Source organism: Solidesulfovibrio carbinoliphilus subsp. oakridgensis (assembly GCF_000177215.2).
Lineage (GTDB): Bacteria > Desulfobacterota > Desulfovibrionia > Desulfovibrionales > Desulfovibrionaceae > Solidesulfovibrio > Solidesulfovibrio carbinoliphilus.
Genome location: NZ_CM001368.1, coordinates 408,785 through 425,831, shown reverse-complemented (window position 1 = coordinate 425,831; position 17,047 = coordinate 408,785). Strand labels below are relative to the sequence as shown.

Genomic DNA, 17,047 nt, shown 5'->3' with positions numbered 1-17,047 from the left:
ATCCTAGTGGGACGAGTCTTTGTAAGCGGGATGGGCATAGAAGATCGGCATGCGCGTGACGATGAACCGGAAGATCAGCACACCGATGGTGACGACAAAAAGCGAAATGATGATTTCGCCCAGGCTCGGAAAGTAGCGCAGCGGGCTCGGCAGCTGCCAGTTGAAGGCAATGAGACTGACGTCGAAACGGTTGAGCATGATGCCGACCACGGTCCAGGGAGCGGCGATGCGCACCAGCCCGATGTTGCGGTCGCGGTAGCCGACGGCATAGCAGTAGCACGGCAGGACCACGAAGCCGACAATCTCGAAGAGCCACCAGGCGCCGTAGCCGGTGAAAAGGAACGGCCAGCGGTTGTCCATGGCCAAGCCCAGGACCTTCATGGCCAGGTAGCCGGCCATGATCCAGGCCGCGCCCTTGGCAAAGGCGAACTGCAGGTCCAGGTAGTTGGCGTTGTAATCCTCGTCCATCTTGTGATGGAAGTACTTGTGCGAGAGCGTCCCTTCCGTGATGACCATGGACAGGCCGGCGAACATGCTCGACATGAAGAACATGATCGGCAGGTACGGCGTGTACCAGAGCGGGTGCAGCTTGGACGGGGCGATGAGGTACAGGGCGCCCAAGGAGCTCTGGTGGAGCGTCGACAGGATGACGCCGAAGATGGTCAGGCCCATGGTCAGCTTGACCAGGATGCCGCGGTACTTGTCGAAGCCGCCCTTCCATTCGAGGGCGGCCGGCAGGTACTCCAGAAAGAGCACCGTCAGGTAGATGAACACGCACAAGCCGACTTCGAAGAGGATGGAGGTCGTGCCCTGCTGGTAGAAGATGGGATACGGCAGGCGCCAGGGGCGGCCGACGTCGTAGTTGAGGGCAAAGACGACCAGGGCGTAGCCGAGAAAGGCCGTGAGAATCGCCGGCCGCACCGCGGCGTGGAACCGCTTGAAGCCGAAGATGTAGCAGGCGGCCGAGGTGGTGTAGCCGCCGGCGGCCAGGGCGACGCCGCACAGGAGGTCGAAGCCGATCCAGATGCCCCAGGGATTGTTGTCCGTGAGGTTGGTGACCGAACCAAGGCCCATGGTGAAGCGCATGATGGTCACAATGACGCCGGCGGCCAGGATGATGCCGGCTATGATGTTAAACGGCGTTACAAGGGAACCGTTTTTGGTCTGTTCCGTCGACATTACGCGTCCTCCCCGCCCTCGGCAGATTCCTTGTGGGCGGCCTCAAGGGCCTTCTTGACCTCGACCTCGATGCGCCGCTTGTTGGCGACCTCGGCCTTGGTCAGCTCCTCGGCCAGCTTGGCTTCGGCGTCGGCGCTGGCCTTGGCGATGGCCGCCTCGACCGCCGCCTTCTTCTCCTGCTCGGCGATTTTGTCCTTGCGCTTGGTGATGGCGTATATGCCGGTCAAAAGCACCGGCCAGACGCCGGCCACGGCCGGCACGGCGGCCAGGGCCCCGGCGGTCAGCTCGGGGGCCGAGGTGGTGCCGAGGTGCTCGTCCATGCCAAGGGCCGCGAAGGACGGCTTGGGCGCGATGGTGATCCAGTTGGTGCCGCCCATCTCGTGTTCGCCGTAGACATGCTCGACATACCGGTCGGGCGAGGCGCCGATGCGGTCCCAGGCGATGTTCAGGAGCTCGCGGCGCTTGCCGAACTGGAGCGCCTGCTTGGGGCAGGCCTCGACGCAGCCGGGGAGCTTGCCTTCCAGGATCCGGGGATGGCACAGGGTGCACTTCATGATCCGGGGGGTCAGCGCCTTGTCGTATTCGTAGGCCGGAATGTTGAACGGGCAGGCCACCATGCAGTAGCGGCAGCCGACGCAGACCGAGGCGTCGTACACGACCGCGCCGGTCTCCATCTTCTTGAACGCCCGGACAAAGCAGGCCGAGGCGCAGGCCGGTTCCATGCAGTGGTTGCACTGGATCTTGCGGAAGACCGGATTTTCGCCGGGCTTGGGCACGTACTTGTTGACCACGGTATAGGACTTGGCGTCGGTACGCCGGTCGGTGTCCATGACCGTGAGATCGTCAAACGGTTTGGCGGGTTTGGGCAGGTCGTTGACCTGGTTGCAGGCAGCCTCGCATTTGCGGCAGCCGATGCAGCGGGTGGCGTCGAAAAGGACGCCGTTTGCATTGGGCAGGCCCGCGACATCCGCGCCGGAGGCGGCCTTGGCCGTGGCGGCCTTGGTCAGGCTCACCCCGGCCGCTCCCATAAGGCCCAGAAAGTGTCTTCGTTTCATCGTACCGCGACCTCGATGGTTGGGGTGCTATTTTTTCTTTGCCGCGTGGCAGCCGGAGCAATCCGTGGACAGGGGGATGGGCTTGGCGCCGGGGGCCTTGTCGACCACCTTGCCACTGATGCCCATGGCCGTGTGGCAGCCCATGCACTGGAGGTGGTAGGCGCTACGCAGGTCCGGCCGGGGCGAGGCAGCCATGCCTTCGGTGGCCGGGTGGCAGTTGCCGCACCGGGGCGGCGTCTTGGTGGCCGGGCTCATGTGGTGGCAGCCCTGGCAGACGGCGGCGTCGGTTTCATGGAAGGCGCCGGCCAGCTTGCTGTCCTTCATGCCGCCGACCAGGGACAGGACGATCTTGCGGTGCGGCAGCACCGAGGGCTCGTAGTCCTTGGACAGGGAAGCCATGGTCACGGTTTCGGGGATGTCCTCGACCGCGAAGGTGGCGGTCGCCTGGCGCTTGCCGGAAAGGAGCTTCTCGGCCAGGGCCGGTGCCAGGGCCGCGGCGTCCTTGTCGGAGCTGTTCATGAAGTCGGCGGCGGCCTTCTCCAGGTTGTCGGCCGGCTTGGCGTGGCAGGAGCCGCACTGGCCGATGTCGCCCACACCCTTTTTCATCTGGGCGTGGCAGCCGGCGCACTCGGGCTTTTTCTGCACGGTGGCGTGGCAGCCGGCGCAGCTCTGGCCGGCGTCGACCTTGTGCATGGCCGCTTCCAGGGTGACGAAGCCGCCTTCCTTGGACCCGGCCACGGTGTGGCACTTGGCCGCGCAGGAGGTCAGGGAGGCGTGGTGGCAGGAGACGCAGGTCTCGTTTTTGGATTCGTGGTACTTGTGGTCAAAGGGAACCGGGGGCATGCCGTAGGGCTTGACCGGCTTGCCGTCCGCGCCGACGACCGGATCGGCCACGGCGGCCGGACGGATCATGGCGAAGTCGGGCTGGCCGCGCTTGATGCGCAGGTCCGCGCCGGCGGGAATCTTTTTGAGCGACGTCTCGGCAATGGCCTTCTGGTCCAGGGGACCGTGGCAGCCGGCGCAGGTGGCCGGGCCCGTGGCCACGTCCTTGCCGCCGGAAGCCGCGACCGAGCGGTGGCAGGTCACGCACTCGCCGTGGGCGGCCAGGCGCAGGGACCGGATCTTCTCGGGCTTGCGGCCCGCCACCACGGAACCGGTCTCCGTGTGGCAGTACACGCAGGCGCCGGCGACCTGTTCCGGCTTATTGACAGCGACGGCCTTGCCGGTGGCCTCGTCGGCCACGTGGTGGCAGGCGCCGCACTTGTTCTCGGCTTTTTCCTGGGTGACGGCGTGGCGGAAGTGCAGGCGCTTGTCCACCACGATGGGCTGCCAGTTGGAGGCGACGTCGGGCTTGCCGTTGTGGCAGCCCTTGCACTGGACATCCGTGGGGCCGGATTTGACGCCGGCGGCGGACATGTCCATGTGACACTTGATGCAGTTGTTGTGGAAGGTGTCCTTCAGCTTGTCCCCGGACAAGGGGGTGTCGTCGCGCTGGTAGCCGAGGTACATGGTCCCTTCCTTGCTGGAAAGGTGGCATGTGCCGCATTCTTTCTGATAGAATTGTTTCTGCTTGCCGAGGGCGGCGGTGTGTTTGTCGTGAAGAAAGACGACCGGAGGCTGGGTCAGGGGTCCAAACTCCTTGAGTTCGTCAATGGAGAGGATGTCCGCCCGCAGCTTGTCGTCCCCCTGCTCCTTGGCCGCGCCTTGTCCAGCCGTTAGCATCAGCAAGCCGCCGGACCCGACCAGGGTCAGGACGACAAGCAGTGTTCCCATGCGCCGTTTTGCGTTTTTCATACCTTCTTCGACCTTCTGCTTGACGTGTTCACTTCACCCATCTCCCCTTGGCCTCGGTCCTTTGGCGCGCCCTCCCGCCGCGACTGGCCAAGGCCAGTCCGCCGGCGGGCCGGTCATGGCAGCCCGAAAAAGGCTCTTGACAGCGCCGCAAAAAATTATCACGATTTGCCTGCAATACGTGAGGTACGTGCTTAGCGGCTTTTGTGAAACTTGTCACCTGATTTTTTGATTCTCGACAGCTGTCGTCATCTTTAAAACAGGCCATCGCCCTGCGTGCAGGGCCCATGGCCGGACAACATAGGAAATATTTTGCAAGAGAATCAGGATATCCAGGGGCCTGGCGCTGAGCCGGCGGCCAGCGGGGCCGATTCCGGCGCGACGCACGGCAAATTCCTGACCACGGAGCAGCTCTATAGGCTGGACCAGACCTTCACGGACTGGATGTCCAAGGCGCGCGGCAAACGCTCGTTAATATCACGAAACCGTTGCCGTTTGGTCTTTTTGCTCCTGCGGCACACCGGCGCCAAGCTCGGCGAGGCCCTGGCCGTCAACGACCAGGAGGACTTCGATCTGGTCGGCCGCAAGGTCCGCCTCGGCGGCCGGGGCGAGGACGCCAAGCCCTGGCGCGAGGTCTATCTGCCCCACGACCTCCATGCCGAGCTGTGCCAGATCCTGCGCGATCCCGACTACGATCCCTTCCGGGGCACGCTTTTGGCCCTGGACCAGGGCTATGTCCGCCGGGTGCTTTACGAGCGGGCCGGGGACTGCGGCCTGCCCAGGCACCTGGCCAATCCCAACACGCTGCGCCGGTCGCGCGGCATCGAGCTTTTGCGCGGCGGCGTGCCCCTCGGCGCCATCCAGCGCAGCCTCGGGCACCTGACGGCCAATTCCACGGCCGCCTTTCTGGAGCTTCCGGCCGAAGACTCGGCGGCCCTGGACATGGCCCTGCTTGACCGGGACAAGCATTCGCCCGAAGACAGCCGCAACGTCTTTGCCGGCACGGTGGCAACCGTAACCCCGGGCGACCTGCAATCCCTGGTCGAGGTGGAGACCCTTGGCGGCCACCGGCTGGTCACGGTGCTTTCAAACGACCATCTGCGGACCATGGGGCTTCGCCAGGGGAGCCTGGTGACCGCCCGCATCCGCCCGCCGCGCCTGAGCCGCGACGAGTCCGTCCGCACCGGGGCCGCCGGGCCCAACCGGTTCCGGGGGATGGTCGAACGCATCATGCTCGGCACGGACACGGCCGAGGTGGTGGTCATGCTGGAGGACGGGGCCAGGCTCTGTTCCGTCATCACGCCGGAGATCCTGGCCGAGATGCGGCTCGAGGTGGGAGAGGCGGTCTGGGCCATGACCGGCGCGTTTTCGATCACCGTGAGCGCGGCCTGAGCTTGGCGCCCGGCCATGGAATGCGGCATCCGTATGGAAACGGCGTCACACTTTGGGCGAAGATGTTCCGGGACCGGCTTTCCCCGTTTCCCGAAGGGCGCGCGAGGCGGGCGGCGAAAGCCGGTCCGGCCGCCCCGCGCCGGAGACGATCATGACCGATGACACGCGGCCCGGGACCGCAAGCCTGCTCCCGATCCTCTCCCGCTTTTTGCGGAAGGCGGCGTGCCTGCTGCTGCAAATCCGCTGTTCGCTCATCACCAAGCTGGCCATCATTTCGGGCGCGGCCCTCATGTTCTTCTTTTTCCTGTGGTCCTCGCTCAATATCGACGCCATGGAAGACCTGTCCATGGAGAACACGGTCTCGGACATCGACCGCCTGGGCACGACCATCATCCTCGGCCTCCACGACTCCATGCTGACCTACGCCCCGGACGCCACCCAGGAAATCATCCGCAACATCGGCACCCAGTCGGCGATAAGAACCATCCGCATCTACAACAAGCGCGGGGAGATCAAGTATTCGAACCAGGTCCACGAAATCGACGGCACGACCGACATCAAGCAGGAGGCCTGCTATGTCTGCCACCGCACGGAGCCTCCCCGCACCCACCTGAACACCAAGGAGCGCACCAGGATCTTCGTCGATTCCAACGGCCAGAAGAGCATCGGCATCATCTCCCCCATCGCCAACGACGCCTCCTGCTCGGGCGATCCCTGCCACGTCCATCCGCCGGGCAAGAAGATCCTCGGGCTCCTCGACATGGTGGTCTCCCTGGAAGGAACCGAGGCCAACCTGGCCCGGTTCACCCGGGTCAATTTCCTGATGGCCCTTGGCATCGCCACAGCCATCTTCCTCATCCTTTTTCTGTGCCTGCACATGCTGGTCCACGTGCCGGTCCGGAAGATGATGCGGGCGACGCGGGCCATCGCGGCCGGCGGGGACTTCACCGGGGTCGATGTCCGCCAGTCCGACGAGATGGGGGAACTTGGCGGGGCCATAAACAGCATGGGCCGGGAGGTCCTGTCCAAACAGGCCGAGCTGGCCCGGCAGATGCGGCGCTACCAGGACCTCTTCGAACACGTGCCCTGCATCATCACGGTCCAGGACAAAAATCTCCGACTCGTCAGCTACAACCAGTTCTTCGCCGGCGAGTTCCACGCCAAACCCGGCGAATACTGCTACAAGGTCTACAAGGGCCTGGACGCCCCCTGCCCCAACTGCCCGGTCATCCGGACCTTCGAGGACGGGCTGCCCCACGCCACCGAGGAGATCACCCTGGACAAGGATGGCTGCCGGCGCTCGTTTTTCGTCAGCACCGCCCCCATGACCGACGCGGCCGGCAACGTGTCCACGGTCATGGAGATGAGCCTGGACATCACGGACAGCAAATTTCTTGAAGAAGAACTTGAACGTTCACGCCAGAAGTACCTGGCCATCTTCAGCTGCATCCCGACGGCCCTCTTCGTGCTCGACCGCGAGAGCCTCGCCATCCTCGAGTGCAACGCCAAGGCCGTGGAGACGTACGGCTACAGCCAGGGCGAATTCATCGGCCTGGGCTTTCTGGACCTGTTCCTGAACCAGGACCGTACCGGCCACGAGCGGGTGATCCGCGAGGAGCACGCCATCGACCGGGCCCGGCACCGCCGGAAATCCGGGGAGGTCATCTACGTCTCCATCCGCGTCTCCACCGCCGCCTATCCCGGCAGTCAGGTCTATCTGGCCTCGGTCACGGACATCACCCACCGGCTCGAAACCGAACAGCAGCTCATCCAGGCGAGCAAGATGGCGACCCTTGGCGAAATGGCCACCAGCGTCGCCCACGAACTCAACCAGCCCATGACCGTCATCCAGACCATCACGGACTACCTCCTGCGCAAAACCCGGCGCGACGAGCCCGTGCCCCGGGAGCTCTTCCAGGAGATGGCCGACGGCATCGGCCGGCACATCTCCCGGGCCACCCGCATCATCAACCACATGCGCGAATTCGGCCGCAAATCCGACCTCGTGACCGGCCCGGTGGACCTCGGCGAGGTCCTCTCCCGGACCCTTGAACTCTTCTCCCAGCAGCTCAAGGTGCGAAACATCGAGGTGGCCTGCGACATCCGTCCGGACCTGCCCCCGGTCCTGGCCGAGGCCAACCGCCTGGAGCAGGTGTTCATGAACCTGCTCTTAAACGCCCGGGACGCCATCGAGGAACGGGCGGCGTCGCAGCCGGGGGCGCCCAAGCGCGTCAGTTTGCGCGTCTTTGCCGAGGAGGACTTCGTGGTGGCGGAAATCGCGGACACCGGTCCCGGCATCCCGACGGATATCCAGGACAAGGTCTTTGAACCGTTTTTCACCACCAAGGCCGTGGGCAAGGGCACGGGCCTGGGGCTGTCCATCAGCTACGGGATCATCAAGGATTATGGCGGCAGCATCGAGGCCGTGGCCGCACCGGGCCAGGGGGCCCGCTTCCTGGTCCGGCTGCCGCGCCAAAAGGGGGACAAGCCCGTCCGGACCTAGGCCTTGGACGATCAGTCCCCCACGGCCCCGTCTGGCCCGGCACGTCTTGCGACCGCGATAGAATCAGTGTATCTTCTTGAAATGATTTCACACTATTCTATTGTGCAATAGGGTATGGACGCCTTCGGGGTTCCGGCCACGGCCGGCCGCAACCGGAACCCGGCCGGTCCGGGCTCGTCCCGGGCTGGAAACCGGCTTCCCCGGGGCGGGCCGCTTGTGCTAGGAATCAACCGGTACTGCCGGCAGGCGAAGGCGCAGACAGCGACAAACCGCGTTCGGGACCAGGGCCACGGGCCCGCGGTCCTTCCAAGGAGACGGGCATGGCCAAGAAAATCATGGTGGTGGACGACGATCCGCAGATCGTCTCCTATCTCGTCACGTTGCTTGGGGATAACGGTTTTGAAACGTGCAGTGCTTCCGACGGCGACGCGGCCATGGAAGTGCTGGAACGCGAACGGCCCGATTGCCTCACCCTCGATCTGGAGATGCCCCACGAGTGGGGCCCCCGCTTTTACCGCAAATTTTCCCAGAAAGAAGAGTTCAAGAACCTGCCCGTGGTGGTCATAAGCGGCCTGTCCGGCCACGACATGGCCATCCGCAAGGCCGTGGCCGCCATCCACAAGCCCTTTGAGCCCGAGGCCGTGCTGACCGCGGTCCGAAAGGCCTGCGGCGAGTAGCCGGGGCCTGGACAGCGGGGCCGGTTCTGGCAGGGACCGGCCCCGCTGCCACCCGGACGAAATCCGCGCCATCCCGGCCCGCCGGCGCCGTTTGGTTCCCCTTACGACGCAGGCTTCTTTGCGGCGGGGTAATCCCCTTTCCCCCTCCCCTTCCGCTCGCCGGCGGCCGCAATCCTCTCCAGAATCCGGTCCAGCCCGTCGAGATCGAGCGGCTTGGCCAGGTAGTCGTCCATGCCGGCGGCGAGGAAGCGTTCGCGGTCGTTTTTGAGGGCATAGGCCGTCAGGGCGACGACCGGGATCCCGGCCGTGTCCGCTCCGGCCTCGCCGCGCCGAATGGCCCGCACCGCCTCCATCCCGTCCATATCCGGCATCCGGACATCCATGAGGACGAGGTCGAAGGGCGCCTGGCGCAGCTTGGCCAACACCTCGCCGCCGCTTTGCGCCGTCTCGACGGTATGCCCCCGTAGCAAGAGGAGTTCGACCGCCACGCGCCTGTTGATGGGCTCGTCCTCGGCCAGGAGGATGGCCAGGCCCGACCGGATCGCCGGGTCCAGGGGCCGTTGCGCCACCGGGCAACACCCCTCTTTTCCCGGGTCGAGGGCAAATTGGGCGGAGAAACTGAAAATGCTCCCTTTGCCGACCGTGCTTTCGACCCAGATCCGGCCGGCCATCATCCCGACCAGGCATTTGGAAATCGAGAGCCCAAGGCCCGTGCCGCCCCCAGCGGCCGGGCCGGACTTTATCACCTGGCTGAAGGGCTCGAAGATGTCGGTCAGCCGCTCTGCGGGGATGCCGATGCCGTCGTCCTGGACCCGAAACAGGAAGCGGACCGTCTGCGGCAGGGCGGCCTCCGGGTCCGGCTCCACGGACAGGCGGACCATGCCCTTTTCCGTGAACTTGATGGCGTTTCCGACCAGATTCGTCAGCACCTGCCCCAGCCGTCCCTTGTCTCCGAGCAGCCTGTCCGGTGCATCGGCGGCGATGACGTGGCGGAAATCGAGCCCCTTGTCCCTGGCGCCCAGGCGCAGGGGATGCAGGATGGTCTCCAGGCTGTCGCGCAGGGAGAAGGCCTGGCAATCGAGGACAAACTTGCCGGATTCGATCTTCGACAGGTCGAGGATGTCGTTTATGATCTGCAGAAGCGACGTGCCGGACTGCTTGATCAGCTGCAGATACTCCCGGGCCGGGCCGGAAAGGCCGCTCATGAGGAGCAGATCGGTCATGCCCATGACGCCGTTCATGGGCGTCCTGATCTCGTGGCTCATGTTGGCCAAAAATTCGCTCTTGGCCCGGTTGGCCTGTTCGGCCTCCTCCTTGGCCTGGCGCAGCCGTTTTTCGCTTTCGATCCGATCCGTGATGTCCTCGACAAAGGCGATGAGGGTCTTCGGCCGGCCTCCCTCGTCCCGAGCGGGGCAGACGGTGAGGCGAACCCAAATCTCCGTCCCGTCCTTACGGCAATACTGTTGTTCGCTGTCAAATGTCCGAGTAGAGCCATCAATCAGCTTTTCAGTCTGTTCTATCTGGATATTCATATAAGATGGATGAGTGAAATTCAGGAACTGTTGCTGCTCTATTTCTTCAATACTATATCCTGTAATGCTGCAATACTTCCAATTCGCCGCTATAACACTGCCTTCAAGATCAACCTGAACGATACCGACTGCCTCCTGATCGAAAAAAATGTCAAAAGACATTTGAATTTTCTGCATCTTCTGATCTCCAAACATGCGGCTTTGATTGTCCACTGTTGGCTTCTTCCTTTTCTCCCTGAAAAATATCGAGTATTGCCGGCCCATGAAAAGATACTCGTCCCCATGGGGGCCTTTTTTACTTTTCTTGTTCTAAAGGATGTAAAGCCAGGCCGCAAGCATGAAAACGGGCATACGGAAAACTGCTTGCAATATCCGCGCCCGGGAGCCCGCCTGCGGCCCGAGGGCCGGGCGGTCATCCGTCCGGGGCTGTCCGGTTGCGCAGACCGCGCCCAAGGGGGGCCGGCCGAACGATCCGGCCGCGCGCCTGATCGTTCGGCCCGCCGGCAGGGCCCCGGCCGCTCGGATTTTGATCGTCTGAAAGCTGACGCAAGCGGTCTGTCACAAACAGAGTCGCCCAAAGGACCCGTCTTGTTTCACCGGCCCGGGGCCGGCACCGTTGCGGAAAAAATGGCCCGGGCATCAACCGTTGACGCCGCACCTCAGGCTGAAAAGTCTTGACGGAACGGTTCACCGTTTCCGATGAAGGCGGTCACACACCGGCTGGGCCGCGAAAGGCCTGAAAATGCATGGCGGTAGTGGTAGCGGTCGGCCTGTCCCGCAGCCCTACGACGCCCGCACGGGCCCCGGGCACTGCAAAAGCCGTACACCCGGCCAAAGGCCGGCAACGCCGCTTCAAAGGAGAGCGCCTCTCTTGCCCGAGCAGCAAAAGGTCATGTATGCGCCGTTTATTGACGGCCTGCGCGCTTTGGCCGTCCTGGCGGTCCTTTTCTACCACGTCGATGCCGCCTGGATGCCGGGCGGATTCGTGGGGGTGGACGCCTTTTTCGTCATTTCCGGCTTCGTGGTCAGCCTGTCGGCCAGCCAGTACGTGGACGGAACGTGGCTCAATTTCGTATCCATTTTCTATGCCAGGCGTCTGGCCCGGATCACCCCGGCGCTGGTGGTTTCCCTGGCGGCGGCGTTTATCGCCACGACCCTGTTCATCCCCGCCTCCACCCTGTCCACGGCGAATCTCGACACCGGGCTGGCCTCGTTTTTCGGCCTGTCCAACTTTGCCCTGGTGCGGGCCGGCCGGGATTATTTTTCACCCAACGCCGAATTCAACATGTTCACCCATACCTGGTCCCTGGCCATCGAGGAGCAGTTCTACCTGTGCCTTCCCTTGCTCTTTTTTCCGTGGGGCCGTGGGAGAAAGAAGCTCTCCATCCTCTTGTTCGCCCTTGCCGCCGCAGCCACCCTGGCCCTGGCCTGGAAAATAGGCGCGCGCGATCCGTCCCAGGCCTTTTACATGCTGTGGACGCGTTTCTGGGAACTGGCCGCCGGCGTGCTCCTTTTTCAGGTCATGTCCCTGCGTGGCCATTCGTTTGCCGCACCAAGCCCGCCCAGCCGGCCGTTGCGTTGGCTCGCCGCCCTGTCCCTGCTGGCCTTCGGTCTGGCCGCGGCCACCGCCAGCCAGGGAAAAGCCCCCTATCCGGCCTGCCTGCTCCCCGTGACCGCGAGCCTCGGCCTCCTTGGCAGCCTGCACGGCAGGCCCGGCGGGCTGGCCGACAGGTTCCTGACCGCGCGGCCCCTGCGGTTTCTGGGGCGCATCTCCTATTCCCTGTACCTGTGGCATTGGCCGGTCATCGTCCTGTTCCGTTGGACCGGCGGCATCGACTCGCCCCAGAGCAGGCTCACGGCAGTGGGCCTCTCCCTCGTTTTCGCCTGGCTGTCCTACCGGTTCGTGGAATCCCCGGTTCTGCGGCTGCGCCGGCGCGTCCATCGCGGCTACGTCCTGGTCGGCGGCCTGGCCCTCCTCGGCCTCGGCTTTTGGGGAGCCGACACCCTGGCCGGGCATCAGATCGGCCTGTCGCTCAGCCGGGTGATGCGAAACGGCACGGACTGGTATCTCTTTGACGGCTTTCTGCGCGACCCGGCCGGCCAGGAAGTCGTGGCCGCCACCCCCCTCGATGCCGCCGGCTGCGTCTTCACCCGGTTCTCGCGGACCGGAACGCCTCCCCGGGAACCGTTTCCCCACGCGCTGTATGTCATGGGCGATTCCCATGCCATCCACTACACGCTCCTGCTCAAACACTTCGTCTTTGACCACGGCGGCGAAGCCTACCTGTATGCCCAGGGCGGCTGCCCGGTCTTCGATCTTTTCCAGAAGGACGCCGGCCCGGACGATCCCTGCCACGCCTGCCGCGCGGCCTGGCTGCGGGACGTGCTGGAGCGGGCCCGTCCCGGGGATGTCCTTTTCCTGCCTTCCCTGCGCCTCTTGCCCATGGTCACCCAGTGGAGCCGCGTCGCCACCCCCGAAGAGGTGATCGCGGGCCTGTCCTCGCCGGCGGCCACCCGGGGCCGCCAGGCAGCCGTGGCCGAAACCGCCGTCCTGCTGGAGGCTTTCACCAAGCGGGGCGTGCGCGTGGTGTTCGAAGCGCCCCCACCCGTTTTCGAGACCGTGCCCTTCCGTTGCGCCGACTGGTTCAACCGGCAAAATCCCATCTGCCGGGCCGGCGACACCATGGACCGCGGGTTGATGGAGGCGTTGCGCCGGCCGGTCCTCGAGGCCATGGCCGCCCTCGCCGCCACGGTCCCCGGCGTCAGCGTCTGGGACCCCCTGCCGGCCCTGTGTCCGACCGGGCCATGCCGGACCAACGCCGAGGGCCGGCCGCTCTATTTCGACGGCGACCATTACACCGGCTACGCCAACAAAGTGCTCCTGCCCTCATTCGAACGCCACGTCATGGACGGCCTCACCGTCGTCGCCAAGTAAAAGTGCAGCCGAGAACGGGCTGACACATCAGAAGTCCCGGGAAGAAAGCCCGTTGGCGGGCCGCCCGGCCTCGGCCAGGCCGGCACGGCGGTTCGCATCGCCGGGCAACCCCTCCACCCACTCGATCTGTCGCGGCAGACAGCGGGTCCGCAGGTCGTAATGGGCTCGGGCGAACCGGCGGGCGTTCTCTCCCAGGCGCTGCCGCGCCGCCGGGTCGCCGAGCAGGGCGCAGACTTCGCCCGCCAACCCGGCCACGTCGAAAAATCCCGCCAGCCGCCCGGTTTCGTCGTGCCGGACGGCTTCCCGCAGCGGCGGCGTGTCGCTGGCCACGATGGCGCAACCGGCGCTCATCGCTTCCAGGAGACTTGCGGAGGGCACAAGCGGGTATGCCAGGCACACGTGCACCGTGGAGAGCTGCAGCAGCGGGACGAAAAATGGGCGGGGGACCACGCCCAGGAAATGCACCCGGGCCCAGTCGGCGTCGGCGATCTGCGGACGCACCTCGCGGGCGAAGACTTCCTTCCAGGTGGGGGCGCCGTACCGTGCGGCATCGGGAGGGGGCCCGAAACCCGCCTCGTCGCCGCCGGCGATCAGCACCCGGACATGGGGCCGGCGCGCTAGGATCTCCGGCAGGGCCCGCATGAAAATGTGGTAGCCCCGGCAGGGCTCCAGGGTGCGGCTGGCGAAGGTGACCACCTCGTCCTGGCGGGTCAGGACGAGGTGGCCGTTGAGCGTCAGGCTGACCGCCGGGTCCGGGACCACGGCATCGGTGTCGATGCCGTCATGCACCACGGTGATCCGGCTGCGAAACGGCTCGGGGAACGTGGCCGCCTGCCAGCGGGTCGGACTGAGGCCGGCGTCGGCCGTTTCGCAGTGCAGCAGGTTGCCGAGGCCTTTCAGGCGCAAACGGCAGGCCTCTTCCGCCTCCGCAGGCGGAAACTCCGGATCGAATGCCGCCATCGCCCCCGGCGGGCGGTGGTGGCATTCGCAGCCGATGCCAAGCGTGGCCTGGGGCCAGACCTCTTTCAGAAAAAGGCTCTCGCCCCAACCGGGGGAGGCGACGATCACATCGGGCGTAAATCCCTGCTCGCGCAGCCGCAGCGCGGCCCGGAAGCAGGCCTCCCCGCGAATGGTCTCGGCCTCGAAGTCGCTCACCCAGGGGTGGACGCCCGGCGTCGTGCCGCGTGCGGTGCCGTAGGAAACGATGGTCACCCCCTGCCACTGCGTCGTCTCGGTCTGCCGCATGGTCAGGGCGACCACGTTGTGTCCCCGCCGGGCCAAGGCCGGAGCCAGGAACGCGAACTTGTCGGGAAAATGCCGGTGGACGAAAAGAACATGCATGGGGCGGGAACACCCAGGGGCAGCGTTTGCGGCGCAAGGGGTCTCGTTGGCCCCGGCCCGCGCCAGGCTGCGGTTGGCCTTGTCGGTCAAATGGAGCATGCGTTGCAGGATTGCCGGCTGGCGGTGCCAGCGCTTGGCCCGGTAGGCCAAGCAGTGGCCAAGGGCCTCGGCCCGCCCCGCTTCGGGACCGGTGGCCAGGGTCAGGGGCGAACCGACCAGCGCCGCCGCCAGACGCTCGAACACCTCGCCCGGCAGGGGCTCGCCCGCCAGCACCGCCCGGCTCGGGGCAAACCCCTGGGACAGGGTCAGGGCCATCATGTAGTCCCCCACATCCCGCAGCGACGCCACCCCGGCCGGCGAGACGGTGATGAGGGGACAGTACGGCGCGAGTTCCGGGACGACGTGGTTCGGCCACACCGTGGCCTGCCAGTAGCGTTCGGCAATCCGGGCGTAGTGGCGGTAGTCGGCGATCGGGTGGAGCCGCGCCTGGTCGAAGGGCAGGATCTCGACCTTCGGCTTGGTCGGCATGACGGTGTCGTTGGCGACGTCGATATAGAGGGTGCCGGCGAGAAAGGCGTTCTGGAAGTACTGGCCGCGCAGGTCGCCCCAGACGCGGCGCATCGTGCCGCCGGCCCGGAGGAAGGCCGCCAGGGCGGCGTGGCCGGCGGCGGCGGGCGGAGCCAGGGTGCGCGGATCGAGCCCTTTGAGCTGCTGCTGGACGGCAAGCGAGATTTCCAGGCACTGGCCCAGGGGATAGGGCTTGCCGAGCTTCACGGGCCGGGCCGCGCGCAGGCCAGGGTCGAGATGGGCGCGAATCCCCAGGAACAGGGCCTGCAAACCCGGGAGGGCGGGGAGCAGATGCCGCTCGGTCAGGGCGGACATGCCGGCCCGGTCGGGCACGCGCGGCTCGCTGGGCAAAAGCGCCCCCGGGGTGAGGTCAAAGGACATTGATCGCTGCAGCAGACGAATCCTCGGGCCTTCCGGCGGAAGGCGGCGATGGGACGTGGGACGGATTTTCGGGCCAGAGCCAGAGGGACCGTTCCGCTGGCCGCAGCCTGGATAGGTATCGCTATCAGACGTGTCAAGGTGGCGCCAGCCCCTGGCCGGACGCGGGGCACGCCCTCCGGGCCGTCCCGGCAGGGGCAATTGGCACTTGACTCCCCAGCCCCTGGCGTACGAGTGAACGCGCGTCTTCGGTTGGCGAAGACCCGGGACCGGAAGTCCGCCGCATCGGGAGAATTCCAGGCAGCCATGATCGCGACCCAGGACCATACGGCGTCACCGGACGCGTCCTCCCGTCCGGCCGGCCGGCAGGCGGGCCGAAGGGCCGCATTCCTCCTTCCCCTCCTCCTGGCGGCGGCCTGCATCCTGGGCGGACAGGCCTTTCTCTTCCGCCACGACGTGCCCCACGTCCTTTCCGACGGAAACGGCTACTGGTCCTACCTGCCGAGCTACCTCATTTTCAAGGACCCGACCTTCGCGGCGTTCATGGCCCTCTACGCGGACACGCCGCAGGCCCAGGGCGTGCGGCAAACCAGCGACGGGACCTACCTCCAGAAATACGGAATCGGCGTGGCCGTCCTGCAGTCCCCTTTTTTCCTGGCCGCCGACGCCGTGGCCCGCTCCGCCCGCTTCGAGCGCGACGGCTATTCGCCGCCCTACCAGGTGGCGGCGGCCCTGGCTCCGGCCGTGTACGCCCTGCTCGGGCTCGGCCTGCTGCTTCGGGCCTTTCGCCCCTACTATCCGGCCGCGTCCCTGGCCTGGGCCGCGGCATTCCTTTTCCTTGGCACCAATGCCTACCATTACGCCACGTTTGACGGCTCCTTCTCGCACATCTTTTCCTTTTTCCTGGGGTCGGCCCTGCTCTGCCTGCTCCTGGGCTGGCGGCAACGCTCTCTTGCCCTGGCCCTGGCCACGGGGCTGGTGCTCGGGCTCATGCTGCTGGTGCGGCCGACCAACGCCCAGTATTTTCTCTTCGCGGCCTGCTGGCTCGGCCTCGACCGGTACCGGGCCGGGGGCCGGGCCGGGCTGCGCCGGGCCGCCCTGGAGCTTGCCGTCTGCGGTCTGGTCGCCGGGGCGGTGTTTTCCCTTCAGCTCGCCGCCTGGCATGCGTCCACCGGAAAATGGCTGGTCTACGCCTACGACGGCGAGTACTTCGAATTTTTCTCCCCCCACCTCCGCGAGACCCTTTTCAGCGTGCGCAAGGGCCTTTTTTTCTGGCATCCGATGTATCTGGTGGCGATCCTGGGCCTTTTTCTGGTGCGCCGTTCGCCGGGGTATCTGCCGGCGGCGGCGGCCTTCCTGGCCGTCTTCACCTACGTTACCGCCAGCTGGTACTGCTGGTGGTACGGGGGGACGCTTGGCCAGCGGGCTTTTGTGGACGCGCTGCCGGTGCTCTTTCCGGGCCTGGCCAACCTGACCGTCCTTCCGTCCCGTGCCGCGCGCCTCGGGGCGATCGGCCTGGGCGTGGTCCTGACCCTCTATGCGCTTTTTTGCACCTGGTTCTACTGGGTGGGCGTGATTCCGCCGGACGAGGCCACCGGGCAGCACCTCCGGCTGGCCTGGCGGATCCTGCGCGTCTGGCTGCTGGCCGGCCTGGGGCCCATGAACTGACCGTGGCCCCTCGGCCTCCCCGCCAGGGG

General features: G+C 65.8%; 11 protein-coding genes. 6 read left to right on the top strand and 5 right to left on the bottom strand.

Features of this window, described 5'->3' with window-relative positions:
* Window positions 1-3: 3 nt before the first annotated feature.
* From hmcC to hmcA, 3 genes are read right to left on the bottom strand one after another with little or no spacing between them, the layout of a single operon-like run.
* The gene (gene hmcC, locus DFW101_RS01830; protein ID WP_009179831.1) at window positions 4-1,179 is read right to left on the bottom strand and encodes a sulfate respiration complex protein HmcC; all 1,176 of its coding nucleotides are present in this window, start codon (window positions 1,177-1,179) and stop codon (window positions 4-6) included.
* Entirely contained in the window at window positions 1,179-2,234 is a 1,056-nt protein-coding gene (gene hmcB / locus DFW101_RS01825) for a sulfate respiration complex iron-sulfur protein HmcB (RefSeq protein ID WP_009179830.1), read from the bottom strand. Before hmcB ends, hmcC begins: the two co-directional genes overlap by 1 nt.
* A gap of 27 nt (window positions 2,235-2,261) precedes the next feature.
* A complete protein-coding gene (gene hmcA / locus DFW101_RS01820) occupies window positions 2,262-4,028 on the bottom strand; it encodes a sulfate respiration complex hexadecaheme cytochrome HmcA (RefSeq protein ID WP_009179829.1) in 1,767 nt (588 codons plus the stop codon).
* A gap of 309 nt (window positions 4,029-4,337) precedes the next feature.
* On the opposite strand from hmcA, the gene DFW101_RS01815 reads away from it, so the two are divergent.
* The 3 genes from DFW101_RS01815 (at window position 4,338) to divK (ending at window position 8,597) form a co-directional block, all read left to right on the top strand.
* Complete coding sequence (locus tag DFW101_RS01815) at window positions 4,338-5,417, top strand: TOBE domain-containing protein (RefSeq protein ID WP_009179828.1); 1,080 nt, start codon at window positions 4,338-4,340, stop codon at window positions 5,415-5,417.
* Between the two features lie 151 nt (window positions 5,418-5,568).
* Window positions 5,569-7,920: a PAS domain S-box protein gene (locus tag DFW101_RS01810; protein ID WP_009179827.1), complete on the top strand. Its 2,352-nt coding sequence runs from the start codon at window positions 5,569-5,571 to the stop codon at window positions 7,918-7,920.
* Window positions 7,921-8,240: 320 nt separating this feature from the next.
* Window positions 8,241-8,597, top strand: a complete 357-nt coding sequence (gene divK / locus DFW101_RS01805; RefSeq protein WP_009108838.1) for a DVU0259 family response regulator domain-containing protein — start codon at window positions 8,241-8,243, stop codon at window positions 8,595-8,597.
* Between the two features lie 101 nt (window positions 8,598-8,698).
* On the opposite strand, the gene DFW101_RS01800 is transcribed toward divK, so the two are convergent.
* Window positions 8,699-10,252: a PAS domain-containing hybrid sensor histidine kinase/response regulator gene (locus tag DFW101_RS01800; RefSeq protein ID WP_232286203.1), complete on the bottom strand. Its 1,554-nt coding sequence runs from the start codon at window positions 10,250-10,252 to the stop codon at window positions 8,699-8,701.
* Here DFW101_RS01800 and DFW101_RS19870 point away from each other — a divergent pair.
* Window positions 10,139-10,807, top strand: coding sequence for a hypothetical protein (locus DFW101_RS19870; protein WP_232286247.1), 669 nt, complete (start codon window positions 10,139-10,141; stop codon window positions 10,805-10,807). The two genes, DFW101_RS01800 and DFW101_RS19870, sit on opposite strands and share 114 nt — an antisense overlap.
* A 193-nt stretch (window positions 10,808-11,000) precedes the next feature.
* The gene (locus DFW101_RS01795) at window positions 11,001-13,064 is read left to right on the top strand and encodes an acyltransferase family protein (RefSeq protein ID WP_009179825.1); all 2,064 of its coding nucleotides are present in this window, start codon (window positions 11,001-11,003) and stop codon (window positions 13,062-13,064) included.
* Between the two features lie 27 nt (window positions 13,065-13,091).
* Here DFW101_RS01795 and DFW101_RS19730 read toward each other — a convergent pair whose 3' ends face one another.
* Entirely contained in the window at window positions 13,092-15,353 is a 2,262-nt protein-coding gene (locus DFW101_RS19730) for a glycosyltransferase (RefSeq protein ID WP_009179824.1), read from the bottom strand.
* Window positions 15,354-15,656: 303 nt separating this feature from the next.
* On the opposite strand from DFW101_RS19730, the gene DFW101_RS01785 reads away from it, so the two are divergent.
* Window positions 15,657-17,018, top strand: a complete 1,362-nt coding sequence (locus DFW101_RS01785; RefSeq protein WP_009179823.1) for a hypothetical protein — start codon at window positions 15,657-15,659, stop codon at window positions 17,016-17,018.
* The last annotated feature ends 29 nt before the right edge of the window (window positions 17,019-17,047 follow it).

Excerpts from the sequence above, each read along its gene's own strand:
- divK (WP_009108838.1), top strand. The coding sequence starts at position 8,241 with ATGGCCAAGAAAATCATGGTGGTGGACGACGATCCGCAGATCGTCTCC.
- DFW101_RS01785 (WP_009179823.1), top strand. The coding sequence starts at position 15,657 with ATGATCGCGACCCAGGACCATACGGCGTCACCGGACGCGTCCTCCCGT.
- hmcB (WP_009179830.1), bottom strand. The coding sequence starts at position 2,234 with ATGAAACGAAGACACTTTCTGGGCCTTATGGGAGCGGCCGGGGTGAGC.
- DFW101_RS19870 (WP_232286247.1), top strand. The coding sequence starts at position 10,139 with ATGAGTGAAATTCAGGAACTGTTGCTGCTCTATTTCTTCAATACTATA.
- DFW101_RS01810 (WP_009179827.1), top strand. The coding sequence starts at position 5,569 with ATGACCGATGACACGCGGCCCGGGACCGCAAGCCTGCTCCCGATCCTC.
- DFW101_RS19730 (WP_009179824.1), bottom strand. The coding sequence starts at position 15,353 with ATGTCCTTTGACCTCACCCCGGGGGCGCTTTTGCCCAGCGAGCCGCGC.
- hmcA (WP_009179829.1), bottom strand. The coding sequence starts at position 4,028 with ATGAAAAACGCAAAACGGCGCATGGGAACACTGCTTGTCGTCCTGACC.
- hmcC (WP_009179831.1), bottom strand. The coding sequence starts at position 1,179 with ATGTCGACGGAACAGACCAAAAACGGTTCCCTTGTAACGCCGTTTAAC.